Here is a 16646-nt window from a genome sequence, read left to right as displayed (position 1 = left end):
ACCAAACGCCGTGCATACGATCCTTGGTATCATGCATGGTCAACGCCTTAACTCAGAAAAATAAGCATTCTGATGAATATAAGCATTTTTTTAACAGGCAAGCTTGAGTCCTCTTTTGATCTTGGAGGGTTGGAATTTGATGGGCTGTCCGGCTCTTTTACCAAGGAGAACTATGCCAGCCAGGATTTTCAAATGGTGTTTATCCTGCTGAGCGATTTTGCTGATGCCATGAGAAAAGACGACCATAAATTCACGCTATCCGGCAGAATCACAATCAATTATGACAATAAATCACAACGCCTTTATGTGAACCAGCTGCTCATAGAAAAAATGCCTTACCTTGCTTTGATGGAGCAGATTAAAGCGCTTATCGAGAATGCCATTGACATGCTGGCCTCTATAGGTATCCACGCATCTGACTCTGTGCTATCTGATCTTCAGACAGCGCTCGTGGAATTGAATTTACTTTTAAACGGCTGATACAAAGTTACGCATTGTTACCTGTTGCAAAGCATTGCACTTCATTGATTGCCGCCGTACAAATCCGGTACCAAATCCTCTGATTCCGTGCTTTGTGGCCACACGCGCTGACAACAAAAACCCGTTTCATTTGATGTTTTATTGCGACATTTCAAAAACCTTATGTTTGCATAAACATTAAATGATAATGATAATTATTCTTGTTTCCTTTCTCATTAAAGTTTATTTCTCGCTGGAAAAATTGATACCTTTGCATCACAAGTGAAGGTATCAATTTTTATAGCCGAGCAAATACATGTAATAATCATTATATTACATGTATTAATTAATGAGCGGAAATACCTCCAACGAATGTTACCAGTCCGCCTATTTATTCTTTATTGCAAGGGCTTCAATTCATGCACGTTTCCAAATTTTCCAAATCCAAAGTCGCTTTGTTGGTTTCCATGTTATTTGCATATCCTGTTTATGCACAATCCACAGACATTAATTCTGACGAGAGCAATAACAACGAGCAAGTCGCCTCAGAAGGCGGTTCTCTTGAAACCGTCCGAGTGATTGGTACGGCAGAAGAAGAAATGCGGCAGTCTCTGGGCTATTCCGTCATTACCGCTGAAGATATCGAAAAACGCCCCCCTGTCAATGACATTTCGGATATTGTTCGCACCATGCCAGGGGTCAACTTAACAGGCAGCTCTGCTTCGGGCCAGCGCGGCAACAACCGCCAGATTGAAATCCGCGGCATGGGGCCTGAAAATACACTGATTTTGATTGACGGCAAACCCGTCACCAGCCGCAACTCTGTGCGTTATGGCTGGCGCGGAGAGCGGGATACACGGGGCGACAGCAACTGGGTGCCTGCTTCAGAAATTGAACGCATTGAAGTTTTGCGCGGTCCCTCTGCAGCACGTTACGGCAGCGGTGCGGCTGGCGGTGTTGTCAACATCATTACAAAACGCAATACCGACAAGATTGGCGGCTCTATCACTGTGTACGCCAACAAGCCGGAACATTCCAACGAAGGCGCAACAACACGTTCCACGTTTGACCTGAGCGGCCCTATTGGGGAGAGGCTGTCATTTCGCATGTATGGCAACATCAACAAAACAGATGCGGATGATTCCGATATCAACAGCGATGCCACCATCTCTGGCAACTCGGCCGGCCGCGAAGGTGTGCGCAACCGCGACATTGCCGGACGCCTGACCTGGAACCTGGCCGATGGGCACACTATTGACTTTGACGGCAGCTTCAGCCGGCAGGGCAACATTTACGCAGGGGATTCGCAGAATAACATTGCCCTGGATGACAACAGAAGTTATCTGCTGGGCCGCGAGACCAACCGCATGTACCGCGAGTCATACAGCATCACCCACAACGGCATCTATGATTTCGGCACATCCATGTCGTACCTGCAATATACCAATACCCGCAATACGCGTCTGGTGGAAGCTCTGGCAGGCGGGCCGGAAGGGTCGATTACCTCTCCCAATGACTTCAATACAAGCAAATTGAGTGACTATGTTGCACACACTGAAGTCAATGTGCCGCTGAATACATTCGGGGTTCGCCATGTGCTGACAACCGGGCTGGAATGGTCTTTAAGCAAAATGGATGACCCCAGCTCCATGACGCAGAGCCTGAACTTTGGCAACATCACCCATATCCCTTACACCACCGGCGAGCGCAGCGGCCACATGTCCTCCAACATGAAGTCGTTTTTTGTTGAAGACAACATTGGCGTGACAGACCGTTTCATTCTGACACCCGGCCTGCGCTTTGACCACCACAGCATCTCCGGCTCAAACTGGAGCCCGTCGCTCAACGGCTCTTTTGATCTGACAGACCGCATTACCTTTAAAGCAGGTATTGCACGCGCTTATAAAGCGCCCAACCTGTTCCAGACCAACGCCAATTACCTGCTGGCAAGTAGAGGTAACGGCTGTTACGATTCAGGAAGCTGCTACCTGCTGGGCAACGCCGATCTGAAGCCCGAAATCAGCATCAACAAAGAAATCGGTTTTGAATATAAAACCCCGGATAACTTCCGGTTTGGTGTGACCTACTTCCGCAATGACTACCGCAACAAAATACAGGCCGGTACAGATATCATTGCCAAAACCAGCACAGGTTACAACATTTATGAATGGACCAACGTGTCCAAGGCAGTGATCGAAGGGCTGGAAGGCTCGGTCAACATTCCGGTTCTCTCCAACCTGAACTGGTCGACCAATTTCACCTACATGATCAATTCTGAAAATAAAGAAACAGGCGAAGTGCTTTCTTTAACACCAGAATACACAATCAACTCCACGCTGGACTGGCGCCCGACCGCTCAGTGGAGCCTGCAAGGCACACTGACCTATTACGGCCGCATTAAACCCATGCGCTACAGTTACAAGGGTGAGCTGTTGACAGGTCAGGCCGCTACAACCAGAGGCTCTTATGCCCTGGTCGGGTTGAGCAGCACCTATCAGGTTCATGACCAACTGCACTTCACCGTTGGTATCAGCAACCTTTTTGACAAACGGCTGTATCGCAGAGGGAACTCCACATCTGCCGGGTCTGAAACATTCAATGAACCTGGCCGTGCATTCTATATTTCTGCAACACACAAGTTCTGATAACTGTTAACTGAAAAGCTGGCGCCGGGCAATCAACACATTGCCCAACAGCCAGCTTTTACTTTTTTCAGCAACACTTTCACTGCAACCCTGAGCCATCCCTCATCATGACATCGCCTACTTCCTCTCATCGCACCAGCATGACCCGCAGAAACGCTATGCACACACTGCTTGGCGTATGGCTTGGAGCCAGTGCCCTGTCCAGCCTGGCGCAGCCACGTAATTTTGAGATAGTGGCAAACTATGCCATTTTCAATGCGCCTTTAAGCTCGCATCAGCTCAAGCGGTTCCAGTTAACATCGGCAAAAGGACATGCCTATGAGATATTCATGGCGGTTCCAAACAAAGCACCTGAAAATGCAGGCTATCCAATCCTGTACATGCTCGATGGCAATGCCGTCTTTGACCGCCTGACGCCCGAAATGCTTGCTCAAGTACCAGACATGGTCATTGTCGGTATCGGCTACCCGACCCCTTACATACACGATGTCATGGCACGCTCGCGGGACTATACCCCGCCCCTGCCACAAGGAAGCGAACCCACCGGCCGCGCAGCGGCACGCCCAACAGGTGAAGCCGCCTATTTCCTGGAATTTGTCCAAGGAGATTTACGGACCGCCGCAGAAAATGGACTACACATCGATACAAAACGCCGCGCTATCTGGGGGCACTCATATGGCGGGCTGTTCTCCTTATTCACCCTGCTGACAAAGCCGGATGCATTTTCAATCTATATTCCCGTCAGCCCCTCCGTCAGTTGGGGTGACGATATGCTGCAAACCCTGGCACCCAATGCACCGCATCGACAAAACAGCCAGCCAGCCAAAGTGCTCATCATGTTTGGAGACCAGGAACGGCGCCGCAATGCACCGGTTGAGCCGGAAGGGCAACCCGCCATCAGACCCAACCATGCAACACAAACCCTGCTGGAAACATTACAGCAGCGCAGCGATTTGAATGTGCAGTCACATGTATTTGAAGGTTTGGGCCACGGCGCCACCTTCTCAGCGTCATTTCCTTATGCTTTGGTAGCTGTTTGAGTTTTACCCAAACACATCACATACCCTCTGCTTTCCTGCCAGCGCTTTTAGCTGAAACCTGTTGTGGCCAATTTTTCCGGGCTGCATTTTTTCTTTTATATGCGTTTCAGCAACCCGGTATTGGCAATATAAAGCGCGCCCAACAGCACAAGAATCGCTACAGAATAAATCAGAGTGGCCATAGGCTTCTCGTGATCGACAATAATCAGGCGGACAATTGCAGTGATACCGATATAGATGAAGTAGCGCAAAGGAAAGTGGAAACCGGATTCAAAATACTTTCCGATCAGGGCAATAAATTCAAAGTATAAAAACCAGATGATGATGGCTTCAATCATGGCATAGCTTTTATGGTCTGAAGCGCCATCAAGCAATATGTCAATCAATACCCAGCTTTCCCTGACCAGGAACACCAATAAAATCACAGCCAACGTCAACAGCATGCATGCCAGTATCCACGTCATGACTTTGGCCATATGCCTGGCAGTGATACTTTCCTTCAGCCCTTTCATGTATTGACACATTTATTTAACATATGCCGTACGATAACAGCGCTATATGTCATTACCATGACAGCGCCGTACACTGTATCACCATGCAACAGTCTCAATGAATGCCTGCCATGTGCACCATGACGAATGTCCGGTATGTCACACCGGTTTTTCACCCTGTAAAATCCGGGCCTGGATTTCATCGAGCACAGGCTCCAAATCCGCCACGGTATCCACAACATAGTGGGCGCCAACCGCTTTCAGCTTGGCGCTTGCACGGGCTCTGAGGGTTTCCTGCTCCGCAGAGCTTAACGCCTGCCATTCGTGAAGTGAAAGCCCGACTTCGTTGCCGCTGACGGTAATACCCACAGTCCAGGTGCCCGCATTAAGCCCCTCCTGTATACCGACACCGGTATCATCCACTTTCACCACCGTTTGCGGATACCAGATGCCAAGCTCAGCAAAAGTCTGATACATCATGAAAGGCGCAGGACGCCCGGCCGGCAGATCTCCTGCACAAACAACGTTATCAGGCACATACCCTTTCTCAGCAGCCAACGGCGAAAGAATATCCATGATAATCCAGTTGTAGCCTGTGGTAGAGCCGATTTTCAAGCCACGTTCGCGCAAACGTTGAACGACATCAATCGCGCCAGGCACAATGTCGGCGTAATCCGAAATTACCTGTGCGTTCAGTGGTACAAACACTTCATAAAGATGGTCGACATCCATCTTATCCGGCTGTTTACCGTAAACTGTTTGCCACTGGCTGGCCACCTCAGGCAATAAAAGCAATGCCTGAATATGTTCCCACTTGGCCATTCCCATGGGGCCGCGTGCCTGCGCAACTGTCAGCCTGATGCCAAACTGCGCAAACAACTCTACAAATGCCCCCATGGGCGCGCAAGAGCCAAAATCCACGATCGTTCCAGCCCAGTCAAATACAACAGCGCTTAATTTTTCCCGTGTCTGTACCATGTTTTACTCTTCCCTTTACGTTATTTCACAGATATCAATGAATGGGCCACCACTGTCGGCTACCAAAGCCTTCTCACAGGCCAGCCTCTTATCAGCGACTCTTTCAGCAATCTGGCATCAGGATTCATCACCACCGGGCAACCCACACTTTTAAGCAATGGCAGATCTTTGATAGAGTCCGAATAAAAAGTGGAGCCCGCAAGAATTGCACTCATTTCTGCAAGACTGCACACATTTCGTTGTTTCAGCCATTGCCTGAGATAGCGCACCTTATCAATACCCATATTGGGCCTGCCTTCCAGCTCACCAGTGAACACACAGTTTTCATCCAGTTGCCATGTGGTCGCAATCCATGCGTCAAATCCCAGTTTCCGTGCAACAGGCATCACCAGAAAATGGCTGCTGGCAGTCGTCAGCAACAAAGAGTCGCCCCCGTCACGATGCAACTCAACAAGATATTTAGCCATGGGAGGAATTCGTGGCCAAAGCACCTCTTCAAAAAATTCGTCGCGGATATGCTGGCACGCCGCTTCCTCACGGCCTTTCAACAAACCGGCATAAAACCGGCAGAACTGCATGGCATTCACCCGCCCGCTCTTATATTGCTGCTGCCAGCGTGCATTATGCAACTCCATTTCTCTGTCCAGCAGCCCTCGTTCAATCAGGTACATGCACCACAACTGATCGGTGTCGCCCTCTAAAAGGGTAAGGTCCAGATCAAACATGGCCAGCCTCACCGGCTGTGCAACTGGTGCAAATGTAGCAGATGCGGCAGATGAAACAGGCTTGTCACAGCCCTGTTGCTGCGGTAACGCGGAATCCGGAGCAAGTACTTTATCCATGTAAAACACCCATTTCCTTCAGTGCGCTGCCAACAGCATTCACTGCTTTTTGCATTTGAACACTGTTGATCGCGCCAATACACCCCACCCTGAAGGTTTCCACCTCCGTCAGTTTGCCGGGATAAAGAATAAAGCCCTGCGCTTTCACCTTGTTGTAAAAAACCTTGAAATCAAACCGCTCATCTTCAGGCGAATTGAATGTCACGATAATCGGAGAGAGGTCTTCAGGCTTCAGATAGGTGCTTAAACCCATTTGCGTCATTGCGCTGAGCAGACATTGAAAATTTTGCGTATAACGCTCCAAGCGTGCAGGCTGTCCGCCTTCCTGCTCGAACTGAACCAGCGCCTCAGCCAGTGCCGCCACCACATGCGTGGGTGGCGTAAAACGCCACTGCCCCGTGTGGGTCATATAGACATGCTGGTCATACAGGTCAAGCACCAGAGAATGGCTGTTATCGCGGCAGCTCTCCAAAATAGCCTGGCGGATAAACACAAACCCCATACCCGGAACGCCTTCAAGGCATTTGCCGCTGGCTGAAATCAAAGCGTCAAACACAATCTCATGGCAGTCAATGGGCAGCGCGGCAAATGAACTCATCGCGTCTACAATCAACCCACGCCCCAGACGCTGGCATATATCGCTGACCTGCTGCAACGGATTCACCACCCCTGTGCCGGTTTCGCAATGGATCAGCCCCACATGCGTAATGCTGTCATCCTGCATTAATGTCTGTTCAAGCTGCTCAAGCGAGACTGGCCTGTTTTCAGGCTGGGTCAGCACGCTGACGCGGCGCCCCATCATGGTGGCCAGCTTTGCCATTCGCTTGCAGTAAGCGCCATTGTCAAGCACCAGCAAATGGGCTTGACGCGGCACCACAGTGGCAATGGCCGCCTCTACCGAAAAAGTGCCGCTGCCCTGCAATGGAACAACGACATAGTCATCCTGACCATGAATAATGTCCAGCAACTGCCGGCAGACGGTTGCCGTCAACGCATTAAAATCAGCGTCCCATGAGCCCCAGTCCTTGAGCATGGCCTGCTTGGTGCGCAGGCTTGTCGTCAGTGGCCCCGGTGTCAGTAAGATATGACTGTCATCCATCATGCTCATCATCCTTTATTAACATCTTGTATTCAAATTGCTGCAATATCTGTTACCGCGATTACACGCGCACCTTCCAGCGCTGCGTTCTTTTTTCCACCCATTTGCCCAATATCAGATAAAACACGGTGACAATGGATGAAATGCCCACGATCAGCATCGCCATGGCGGCGGCAGCACCGGCATCGCCCGTTTCATCCAGATTCAAAATCGCAATGGAAGCCACCCGTGTCTGCGGAGAATACAAAAACACCACCGCGGAAATTGTCGTCATTGCATTGATGAAAAAATAACGCGAGACATCCAGCAGTACAGGAGTACAAATAGGCAGCGTGACACGCCACATCGTTTTGTAAAAAGGCACTTTCAAGGACGCTGAAACCGCTTCAAACTCGCTGTCAATCGATTTAAGCGCTGTGACCACCGACAGATGCCCGGTTGTATAAAAATGCACGACTGTGCATATCACCATCAGTATCATGGTGTGATAAAGAAAGTTCAGCGGATTGGACGGGCTGTTAAAAAAGAAGATGTACCCCATGCCCAGAACCAGCCCCGGAACAGCCATAGGCAGCACCACAAACAGCCGCAGAACGGGACGTACCAGGCTCAGCCCTTTGGTTTTCTCCATCAGGTAGGCTCCGACAAAAACTGTGGCCGTACCGATGATGGTGGTACCCACAGCCATTTTCAGACTGTTAACAACAGCGTCTCCCAGCCCTCGGCCAATCAGTGCAGACTCATAGTTGACCAGACTCAAACTCAGGTTATAAGGCCAGAAAGTGACAAACGAGGCAAACGCGGCCATTAAAAACATGGCAACCATTAACAGGCAGACGACCACGCAATACAAGGTCATCCACATATCAAACGCTTTTCGCGGCTTGGGAACCAGGGCGACAGCACGCGAAGAAAGCACTGCCGTCTGTTTACGCTGAACAAAATAATCCACAGAAAATGTCAGCAAGGCCGGTGCCAGCAATAGCATTGCCACAATCGCACCGCGTTGAAAATCCTGCTGCCCAATTACCAGCTTGAAAATATCTGTTGCCAGCACATTAAAACTGCCACCAACCACCTTGGGAATACCGAAATCAGTGATCACCAACGTAAAAGAAACCAGCGCCGCCGAAATCACACCGTACTTGCTGCTGGGAAGCGTGATGGTGAGAAACTTGCGGACCCGTGTGGTTCCCATCGTGTCTGCGACTTCATACAGGCGCGCGTCAGCCAGCGAAAGCGAAGTCACCAGAATCATCAGCACATGCGGAAACACAGCAAAACACTCGGCCAGAACAATGCCTGAGGCACCGTAAATGCTGTCAAACCCCAGTGACTGCCAGAATGATTTGGCGATCCCCTGGTTACCAAACCAGTAGATCAGTGAAATGGCAGAAAGCAACGAGGGTGCCAAAAGCGGTAACAGCGTAATGCTGCGCAAAACACCTTTAAAGCGCATACAACTGCGCGTTAAGGCGTAGGCAAAAATGTAGGCCAGCGGCAACGTAATCACCGTCACAAGCACCGAAACCCAGATGCTGTTCCACAAGCTTCTTAGCAGACCGGGAGAAGTAGCATATGTTGCCAGGGCCTCCCATCCTGAAATACCGGAAAATTCGCTGTCAAAGATCTGGGCCAAAACCGCGAACAGGGGTAAAACCAGGGAAACCACCAGTAAAAGCACAAAGACAATCAGGCCTGCATAAATCAAACCGCGTGTGCTGAAAAATCTACCTACCACCTTATTTTTACTACTCACTGTTGTTTTATTTTGCACATCAGTCACATGCATGGCCTGATTGCGATAAACGCAATTCACAATGCCCGTACCGAATACGGAAACACCATTTCAAATGCATGTAAAAAGACCCTGCTCAAAACCAGCCGCTTGCAGTTGCAAGAAGCGGTTGAAACGCTCACCTCAAAATTTGTTTTTATCAGTTCATCGGGAAAATACTCATCCGCTCCGGCCTCATTGAAAAATGCAGGCTGCTGCCTTCGCGGACATTAAAGTCACGCATCTGGTTAAGCGTAAACTGCAACTGCAATGCCTGATCAGGAATTCGGTCAACCATCACCTCTGCCATGCAGTTATCTCCCAGAAACTCGACACGGCGCACGGTTGCCCTGCATTTTCCGGAGTCATCATCCAGCAGCTCTCCGACAATACGGTCTTCGGGACGCAGATAAAGCTTAACGGCCTGCCCCGCAGCAAAATGCCCGGCGCCCTTTTCATCAGAGCACCGCATACGCAGGTCACCGCAACGAAACCAACCATTACCTTCAGCAATTGCTTTAAGGCAATTGGCGTTGCCAATGAAATCAGCAACAAAGGGAGATACCGGGTTGCAATACACCTCCATGGGCGTGCCGACTTGCTCGATGGCACCATGGTTCATCACAACAATGCGATCCGCCATGGATAGCGCTTCTTCCTGATCATGCGTGACCATGATGGTTGTCAGATTCAGCTCGCGCTGCAAGCGGCAAATTTCTTTGCGAAGATGCTGGCGCACTGTTGCATCCAGTGCTGACAGCGGTTCATCCAAAAGCAGCAACCCTGGCGATGTAGCCAGCGCTCTGGCCAAAGCGACGCGTTGCTGCTGCCCTCCCGACATCTGCGAGGGGAATTTATTTCCACTGCCTTTAAGCCCAACCTGTTCCAACAACTGATCGGCACACTTTTGCAGATGCTGACGTGAATGCTTGTGATTTGCCAGTCCGTAAATGACGTTCTCAGCAGCGGTCAGGTTGGGAAACAAAGCATAGGACTGGAATACGATGCCATAATCGCGCTTTGCAGGTTCAGCATAAGATATGTTTTGCCCGCACTGATGGATGCTTCCTGATGTTTGCTGCTCCAGCCCGGCAATGATGCGAAGGAGCGTGGTCTTACCACATCCCGAAGGTCCCAGAAAGCATACAAGTTCACCTTGACCAATAGACAGGTCCACTTGCCTGAGCGCCGCAAAATTACCATATGACTTTGAGATGCCAGAAAGCTGCAGGTATGGCTGATTCATATTCCGTCCTTTTCAACCCTGAATGATTTTTAACAACACAGCTATATCACTCATACTTATTTAGGCTCTGTTTTACTGCTGTAGCGCTGTGACCACTCTTGTAAAACACGGGTACGGTTTTGTGCAATGGACTCAAAGTCCATGTTGATCAAGCGCGACTCGTAATCATCCGGAATATTTTCAAGCTTGGGTGCCACGCCAGGCTGCGCGGTAATGGCAAAACTCTTGCCGTAAATTTCCATCGCATCACGGCTGGATGCCCAGTCTGCCAGGATCTTCGCAGCATCCATATGCTGTGTTCCCTTATGGATAGCAAAGGCTTCAACGTCCCAGCCCAACCCTTCCGACGGGAAAACCAGCTCGATTGGAGCGCCCTTGGCCTTGTTGGTGTGTCCACGATATTCAAACGAAATGCCAGCAACGTATTCACCAGTAGCAGCCATGTTGCAGGGCTTAGAGCCTGAATGCGTGTACTGTGCAATATTCTGGTGCAAGCCGTCCATGAATTTCCAGCCTTCACCCTGGCCATTGTCATCACCCCACATGCCCAGCCAGCTCATCACATGAAAATAGCCGGTGCCAGAAGAGTTCGGATCAGGCATCACAACCTGCCCACGAAATTCGGGCTTAAGCAGATCACGCCAGGTTTGAGGCAAAGGAATGTTGCGTTTAGCTGCCTCTACCGTGTTAAAACACACCACCGCACCGGTCACGTCCATGCCCCACCAATGTGGAGGCGTCTTTGCATCAACATACTGCCGGCTCAGATTGGAAAAATTCGCTGGCGCATAAGGCTCCAGCATGTTCAACTGATCAAGCGAAGCCAAGCCAGAAGCGGCAACGCCCCAGATGACATCAGCTTGAGGATTGGCTCTTTCTGCTATCAACTTGGCAACAATCACTCCCGTTGAATCACGTACAATTTGCAGTTCAATATCGGGATGCGCTGCGTTAAATGCTTTGGCATACTCATTAATCTGTTCTGCCTCAAGTGCCGTGTAGACAGTCAGTTGCGTTTTTTGAGCCCATGCCCCTTCAATTAAAGCCAACCCCAAACTGGCTGTCAGCAAACACTTCATTATCGTTTTAATACGCATACACTTCGACTCCTTCAAATACAAATACGAATTGAGTGTATTGAATGATAACGATGGTTTATGACAACTCAATGACAACGACTTGTACAAGAAACAGCGCAACCAGATCAACGCTTTTCAGTTGAATTCATTTATCGTGCTGCTCAAATAAGAGCAGACTCAACAAGAGGTTTTACCCAGGAATAAAAATGCTCAGCCAGATGTCACTAGGGGTGACTTTGCTCTTTAGGCTACCAGAAACAGTATGGTTCCGCCGTACATGTGCTCAAGGCCCGCCGCATCGACCATGCTTATCAACTGTGTCGCGGGTGATACGTTATTGCTATATTTACCACCGCTTTCTGGCTATCGACTCTCATGCCACTGCTATTGGCGCCCGAGACAATCAGATGAACAGCATCTCTTTTTTGTAAGGTGTTTTTTGTCTGGCAAGCCCGCCATGACAATCCGCCAACGAATCAGTGCTAGAGACCACCTTGCACGGTTTCGTCTTGTCGAGCATTGCTTATGGCGGCGTTACCCACAGTCCGCAGAAATGCATCCTTGGAGGAAGTGGCTTCTTCAAGGAGACAACGCTTATGTAGAGCTATATATAATGCAACGGAATAAGCTTGGCAGTTGATTGAGCGCTTGGGATTGAACTCGATATCTGTGAAAGCCGAATACTCCAGAAGCTGTTCGGTAACGCCGGATTGCTTTTTCAGTGCGTTGATATAGAGCCAATCGTAGAACGCAGTCTGCGGCTCCAACTCCCAGTCTGTGCCAAAGAATCGAAAACCGGTAAGTCGGCCCGAGGAAAGCAGGCGTTCATCCTTTTTCGCTTCACGGGAGGTTTTACCGAAAATATCTACAAAGGGTCCCCCCCGCTCAAAGACTTTACTGCCTTGATATGCACACTCAACGCTGAACGTTCGATTGTGCTTGACTGTGGCGAAACTGAGGTTGAAGGCACTGAGTGCTACGCCAAGCTCTTCGCGAGACTTGCTAGAGACCTCCAGCACCTTTGAGATGCCAGGTAAATTACACGCTGCATCGTGTAGCGAGTCAACAGACTTCTGTTTCTGCGATACGGCCATGCCGGGAAACCACTGGAACTCGATGTACTTGGTCTTGACAAGGGCCGACCCTTCAGTGGCTGGGATAAATAGAGGACGTTCTACCATGTTAGTTCTATTGATATTTTAGGAAATCCCCACGCGACGTGGATATCCCTTTGTTATTCACATTTTTGTCGCCAAGATGCTGCAGGTAGCCGTCACGAACGCCTCCCTTATCCAAGATAGCTCCAGCAATGTACTGAAGTTCGACTACATCAAAGACCAGCACTTCAGTCTGCACATCTGGAAACCCAATAGGAACGGATGTACTGCTGCCAATGACCATCGAGTCGGCATAAAGCGAATGGTCGGCACCGCGATCTCATGAACATACCCAATTGGATATAGCTTTGTCGTGCATATGAAGTGAGGTAAGAAGGGGTTGAACGCTGTGCATATGCTTGGATAGCCTGCCGTGGCATTGTGCTTCTCCTGTGCTGTGCTAATCAGCGTTTTTTGCCTGTGTGTTCTTACTTACTTATGAATTTTGCGGTATTTCCAACAGCAATCAAGCACTTTTGAGGGTTGACGTAAGTGCTTGTTTTAAATGGCGGAAGCGGTGAGATTCGAACTCACGAACGGTTTAACCCGTTGCCGGTTTTCAAGACCGGTGCCTTCAACCACTCGGCCACGCTTCCTGGAATCAAGGATAGGATTATATCGGTTTGTCAGAGTTTCGCCAAGCCCTGGTATTGCTGCCCGGACAAACCGCCATGCGAAACCCTGTGTTCCTCTCCCTTTTGCTCTCTGTTATCAATGAGTTGCTGATGATGCCACGTTGGTTACCGCCGGGGCTGCAGTCATTGCCACTTTACTGGGGCTACTGTTATGGCGCACATTGGCACTGCTTGCAGTAACGCTGGCAACCGGAGTAGCCGCCGTGGCAGGCGCGCTGGCAACCACAGGCTGTGTCGCTGCATTACCACTGACCGCTACCTTGCTGGGCGTGCTGTTCCGCGCAACAATCGGGCTGTGCTGCTGTTCCACAGCAATTTTGCTGGGGGTAAAATGCCGCCCACCAGACCTGGAGAAATTCAACGAAGCATTTTCAACCAGCGCCAGTGCCACATTGGCGTTGTTGTCTGTAGAACGATGCACCAGCAGCGCGCTGCCCTGCCGTACCAGCACCAGGGGCGGAATCTCATTCACCTGGCGCAGAACAGACTCAGACATACCGGTTTCCCGCGCCACCTGAGATACGCTCATGGTGCTAGGTGCTTTCCAGACTGTCCAGGAAGATAGCTGCCCTTTATACAGGCTGAGATTTTCCATGAATACTTCGGCATTGTCCCAGGGCAGCAGTATCTGCGAAGTGATTTCTGCCAGAATCACAGGTTTGTTGGCCGCCGGGTTCAGTGCCTTGAACTCATCCACAGAAATTCCTGCCAGTTTAGCGGCAACGTCTACATCCATATCGCGCTCAATGGCGATGGTCTGGAAAAAAGGATGGTTAGGAATCAAGGGCAGTTCAATTTTGTACCCCAGCGGATCACCAATCAGGTTTTTCAGCGCCTGCAGCGCGGGCACATACGTCTGCGTTTCACGCGGCATGGTCAGGTTGGCGTAATCGGTTGGCAAACCGGCCCGCTGGTTGCGCTCAATGGCCCGCAATACATTGCCTTCGCCCCAGTTATAGGCTGCCAGGGCAAGGTGCCAGTCGCCAAACATGGCGTACAGTTTTTGCAGGTAATCAAGTGCCGCATTGGTCGAAGCAATGATGTCACGCCGCTCGTCGCGGAAGATATCCTGCTGCAAGGAAAAGTTACGTCCGGTCGACGGAATAAACTGCCACATACCTGCAGCCTGCGCGGTTGAAACAGCATGTGGATTGAACGCGCTTTCTACAAACGGCAGCAAGGCCAGTTCCATGGGCATGCCGCGTTTATCAAGTTCTTCCACCACATAATACAGATAGCGGCGAGCCCGTTCACTCGTGCGTACAAAATACTGGGTGCGCGAGGCATACCACTGCTCTTTTTCTGTCACCAGTCCGTTTTGCAGATCGGGCATGGCAAACCCGGAACGCACACGCTGCCAGATGTCGGCATTGGCCATATTCAGGTCAATCCCTTCATCGTAAATGGCAAATGCAGCGTCCGAATTATCCACCAGCACCACATCTGAATCCATGGTGGTGGCCTGCGTGCCACGAGGGAGTCCAACCGTCTGCGTATCAACTGCGCACCCTGTCAACCACAAAGCGCACGCGCAGGATAAAAGTGCCCCGAAACGAATTTGAAGATTCATTTAAAATTATCTTTCCAGTGACGTAACGCCGCAAACACAGCCACATCGTCTGTAGCAGCGGGGTTATGAGCTTGAATAACCCCTATGATAGACGATTTACGCGAACGCAAAAAGGGATTAATACGCAATTCCTGACCTATTTGCGATGGAAGTGTGGGCTGTTGTTTTGTGCACAACTGCTGGCAATGCTCGGCGTATAAGAAAATATCGGCGTTATCCGGCTCTACCACCTGCGCAAAACGCAGGTTCGATAAGGTGTATTCATGCGCACAGCAAACACGGGTTTGCTCGGGCAGTGCAGCCAGTTTATCCAACGAATGCAGCATCTGTTCAAGTGTGCCTTCAAATATGCGCCCGCAACCGGCAGAGAATAACGTATCACCGCAAAAGACAATTGGCGCCTGGTTTTCCTGCAAGGCATCTTGTGGTGCGGGAATGTAAAAAGCAATATGCCCTGCTGTATGTCCGGGGATATCATAAACCTCAATATTCAGTCCCAGCAGGTGCAACTGCCGCCCTTCATGTACTGGCTGGTAAGGTTCAGGAACAGCCTCTTTGGCCGGCCCCCAGACCTCTCCTGCCAGATAAGGACGCAAGGCAGCAATACCAGCCGTATGGTCGGCATGGTGATGCGTGACCAAAATGGCGGCAAGTTCCAACTGGCACGCCTGCAAAGTACTGATAACTGGTGTAGCATCACCAGGATCAACCACCAGAGCTTGGTGCCCGTTATGCAGCATCCAGATATAGTTGTCCGATAAGGCGGGGATTGCAATTAGATTCATGGCAGAAGAGATTATAAGTTTGGATTCATGGTTAAGCACGCCCTTGGGCCAGTACCTGCTGGCCTGGGAGCAACAGCGCATCAACAAAGCGGTTGAAGATATTTTCGGCTACCATGCGCTTCAGCTTGGTCTGCCCTCCCTGCCCGCATTAGAAAACAACCGCATGCCCAACCGCTGGCTGGTGCAGGACCATCTGCCAGGCCAGCAGCCAACACAGCCCTCTGCACTGGTCAGCCGGTTTGATGCCCTGCCTTTTGCCGAACAAAGCATTGATCTGGTGGTACTGCCTCATACATTGGATCTGGCGGCAGACCCGCATGCCACCCTGCGCGAGGTCAGCCGTGTGCTGGTGCCCGAAGGCCGTGTTGTGATCACCTGCCTGAATCCGACCAGCTTATGGGGGCTGCGCCAACGGCGTACACGCTTTTTACAGCGCCTGGGAGCCAGCTCCCACTTCCTGCCCCTGGGCGCAGGCTCGCTGATCGGTTACTGGCGCCTGCGCGACTGGCTACGCCTGCTGGGGCTGGAAGTTGCCACCGGAAGCTTTGGCTGCTACCGCCCCGCGTTTCAAACACAAAAATGGCTGGACCGGACCGCCTGGATGGAGTCTGCCGGTGACCGCTGGTGGCCAATTCTTGGCGCAGCCTTCCAGATCACCGCCATCAAACGCATCAAAGGCATGCGGCTGATTGGCCCGCAATGGAAAACAGAACAAAACAAAAATGCCAAGGGCGCCGTTGCCACGCAACGCATGCATCAGGAAAAACAACAGAACCAATAAGCCTGCCGGCAAGGCCGCTACAATGCAGGCTGCATAAAACAAACTGCCAGGATAAACGCCGT

14 protein-coding genes and 1 tRNA gene are annotated in these 16646 nt (G+C 50.6%); 4 read left to right on the top strand and 11 right to left on the bottom strand.

Annotated elements, in window-relative coordinates:
• Positions 1 to 72: 72 nt before the first annotated feature.
• The 3 genes from AACY98_RS00280 to AACY98_RS00270 all read left to right on the top strand — a co-directional run bounded on the left by AACY98_RS00280 (position 73) and on the right by AACY98_RS00270 (position 4144).
• Positions 73 to 480 (top strand): hypothetical protein, encoded by a 408-nt coding sequence (locus AACY98_RS00280; RefSeq protein ID WP_339800125.1) that lies wholly within the window; start codon positions 73 to 75, stop codon positions 478 to 480.
• A gap of 398 nt (positions 481 to 878) precedes the next feature.
• Positions 879 to 3104, top strand: coding sequence for a TonB-dependent siderophore receptor (locus AACY98_RS00275; RefSeq protein ID WP_339800122.1), 2226 nt, complete (start codon positions 879 to 881; stop codon positions 3102 to 3104).
• A 158-nt stretch (positions 3105 to 3262) separates the two neighbouring features.
• Positions 3263 to 4144, top strand: coding sequence for an alpha/beta hydrolase (locus AACY98_RS00270; RefSeq protein ID WP_339800119.1), 882 nt, complete (start codon positions 3263 to 3265; stop codon positions 4142 to 4144).
• 95 nt (positions 4145 to 4239) lie between these two features.
• Here the strand turns inward: AACY98_RS00270 and psiE are convergent, their stop codons facing one another.
• From psiE to gloB, 11 genes are all read right to left on the bottom strand, one after another.
• Positions 4240 to 4656 (bottom strand): phosphate-starvation-inducible protein PsiE, encoded by a 417-nt coding sequence (gene psiE, locus AACY98_RS00265; RefSeq protein ID WP_339800116.1) that lies wholly within the window; start codon positions 4654 to 4656, stop codon positions 4240 to 4242.
• A gap of 138 nt (positions 4657 to 4794) precedes the next feature.
• Complete coding sequence (gene phnX / locus AACY98_RS00260; RefSeq protein ID WP_339800113.1) at positions 4795 to 5613, bottom strand: phosphonoacetaldehyde hydrolase; 819 nt, start codon at positions 5611 to 5613, stop codon at positions 4795 to 4797.
• Positions 5614 to 5672: 59 nt separating this feature from the next.
• A complete protein-coding gene (locus tag AACY98_RS00255; protein WP_339800110.1) occupies positions 5673 to 6455 on the bottom strand; it encodes an HAD family hydrolase in 783 nt (260 codons plus the stop codon).
• A complete protein-coding gene (locus AACY98_RS00250; RefSeq protein ID WP_339800937.1) occupies positions 6448 to 7554 on the bottom strand; it encodes a 2-aminoethylphosphonate--pyruvate transaminase in 1107 nt (368 codons plus the stop codon). Before AACY98_RS00250 ends, AACY98_RS00255 begins: the two co-directional genes overlap by 8 nt.
• Before the next feature lie 61 nt (positions 7555 to 7615).
• The gene (locus tag AACY98_RS00245; RefSeq protein ID WP_339800107.1) at positions 7616 to 9313 is read right to left on the bottom strand and encodes a putative 2-aminoethylphosphonate ABC transporter permease subunit; all 1698 of its coding nucleotides are present in this window, start codon (positions 9311 to 9313) and stop codon (positions 7616 to 7618) included.
• 178 nt (positions 9314 to 9491) lie between these two features.
• Complete coding sequence (locus AACY98_RS00240; RefSeq protein WP_339800105.1) at positions 9492 to 10577, bottom strand: putative 2-aminoethylphosphonate ABC transporter ATP-binding protein; 1086 nt, start codon at positions 10575 to 10577, stop codon at positions 9492 to 9494.
• A gap of 56 nt (positions 10578 to 10633) precedes the next feature.
• A complete protein-coding gene (locus AACY98_RS00235; protein ID WP_339800102.1) occupies positions 10634 to 11674 on the bottom strand; it encodes a putative 2-aminoethylphosphonate ABC transporter substrate-binding protein in 1041 nt (346 codons plus the stop codon).
• A 464-nt stretch (positions 11675 to 12138) separates the two neighbouring features.
• The gene (locus tag AACY98_RS00230; RefSeq protein WP_339800099.1) at positions 12139 to 12837 is read right to left on the bottom strand and encodes a DarT1-associated NADAR antitoxin family protein; all 699 of its coding nucleotides are present in this window, start codon (positions 12835 to 12837) and stop codon (positions 12139 to 12141) included.
• 482 nt (positions 12838 to 13319) lie between these two features.
• Positions 13320 to 13409 (bottom strand) — tRNA-Ser (locus tag AACY98_RS00225).
• A 115-nt stretch (positions 13410 to 13524) separates the two neighbouring features.
• Positions 13525 to 15018, bottom strand: coding sequence for a transglycosylase SLT domain-containing protein (locus tag AACY98_RS00220; RefSeq protein WP_339800096.1), 1494 nt, complete (start codon positions 15016 to 15018; stop codon positions 13525 to 13527).
• Complete coding sequence (gloB, locus tag AACY98_RS00215; RefSeq protein WP_339800093.1) at positions 15015 to 15803, bottom strand: hydroxyacylglutathione hydrolase; 789 nt, start codon at positions 15801 to 15803, stop codon at positions 15015 to 15017. Before gloB ends, AACY98_RS00220 begins: the two co-directional genes overlap by 4 nt.
• Before the next feature lie 19 nt (positions 15804 to 15822).
• On the opposite strand from gloB, the gene AACY98_RS00210 reads away from it, so the two are divergent.
• Positions 15823 to 16584 carry a class I SAM-dependent methyltransferase gene (locus tag AACY98_RS00210; protein WP_423817496.1) on the top strand — a complete coding sequence of 254 codons (762 nt, stop codon included), beginning with the start codon at positions 15823 to 15825 and terminating at the stop codon, positions 16582 to 16584.
• The last annotated feature ends 62 nt before the right edge of the window (positions 16585 to 16646 follow it).

This window comes from Saezia sanguinis, assembly GCF_963921665.1.
Taxonomy (GTDB): Bacteria; Pseudomonadota; Gammaproteobacteria; order Burkholderiales; family Burkholderiaceae_C; genus Saezia; species Saezia sanguinis.
The sequence above is the reverse complement of the archived record's forward strand: the minus strand, read 5'-3'. Positions and strand labels throughout refer to the sequence as shown.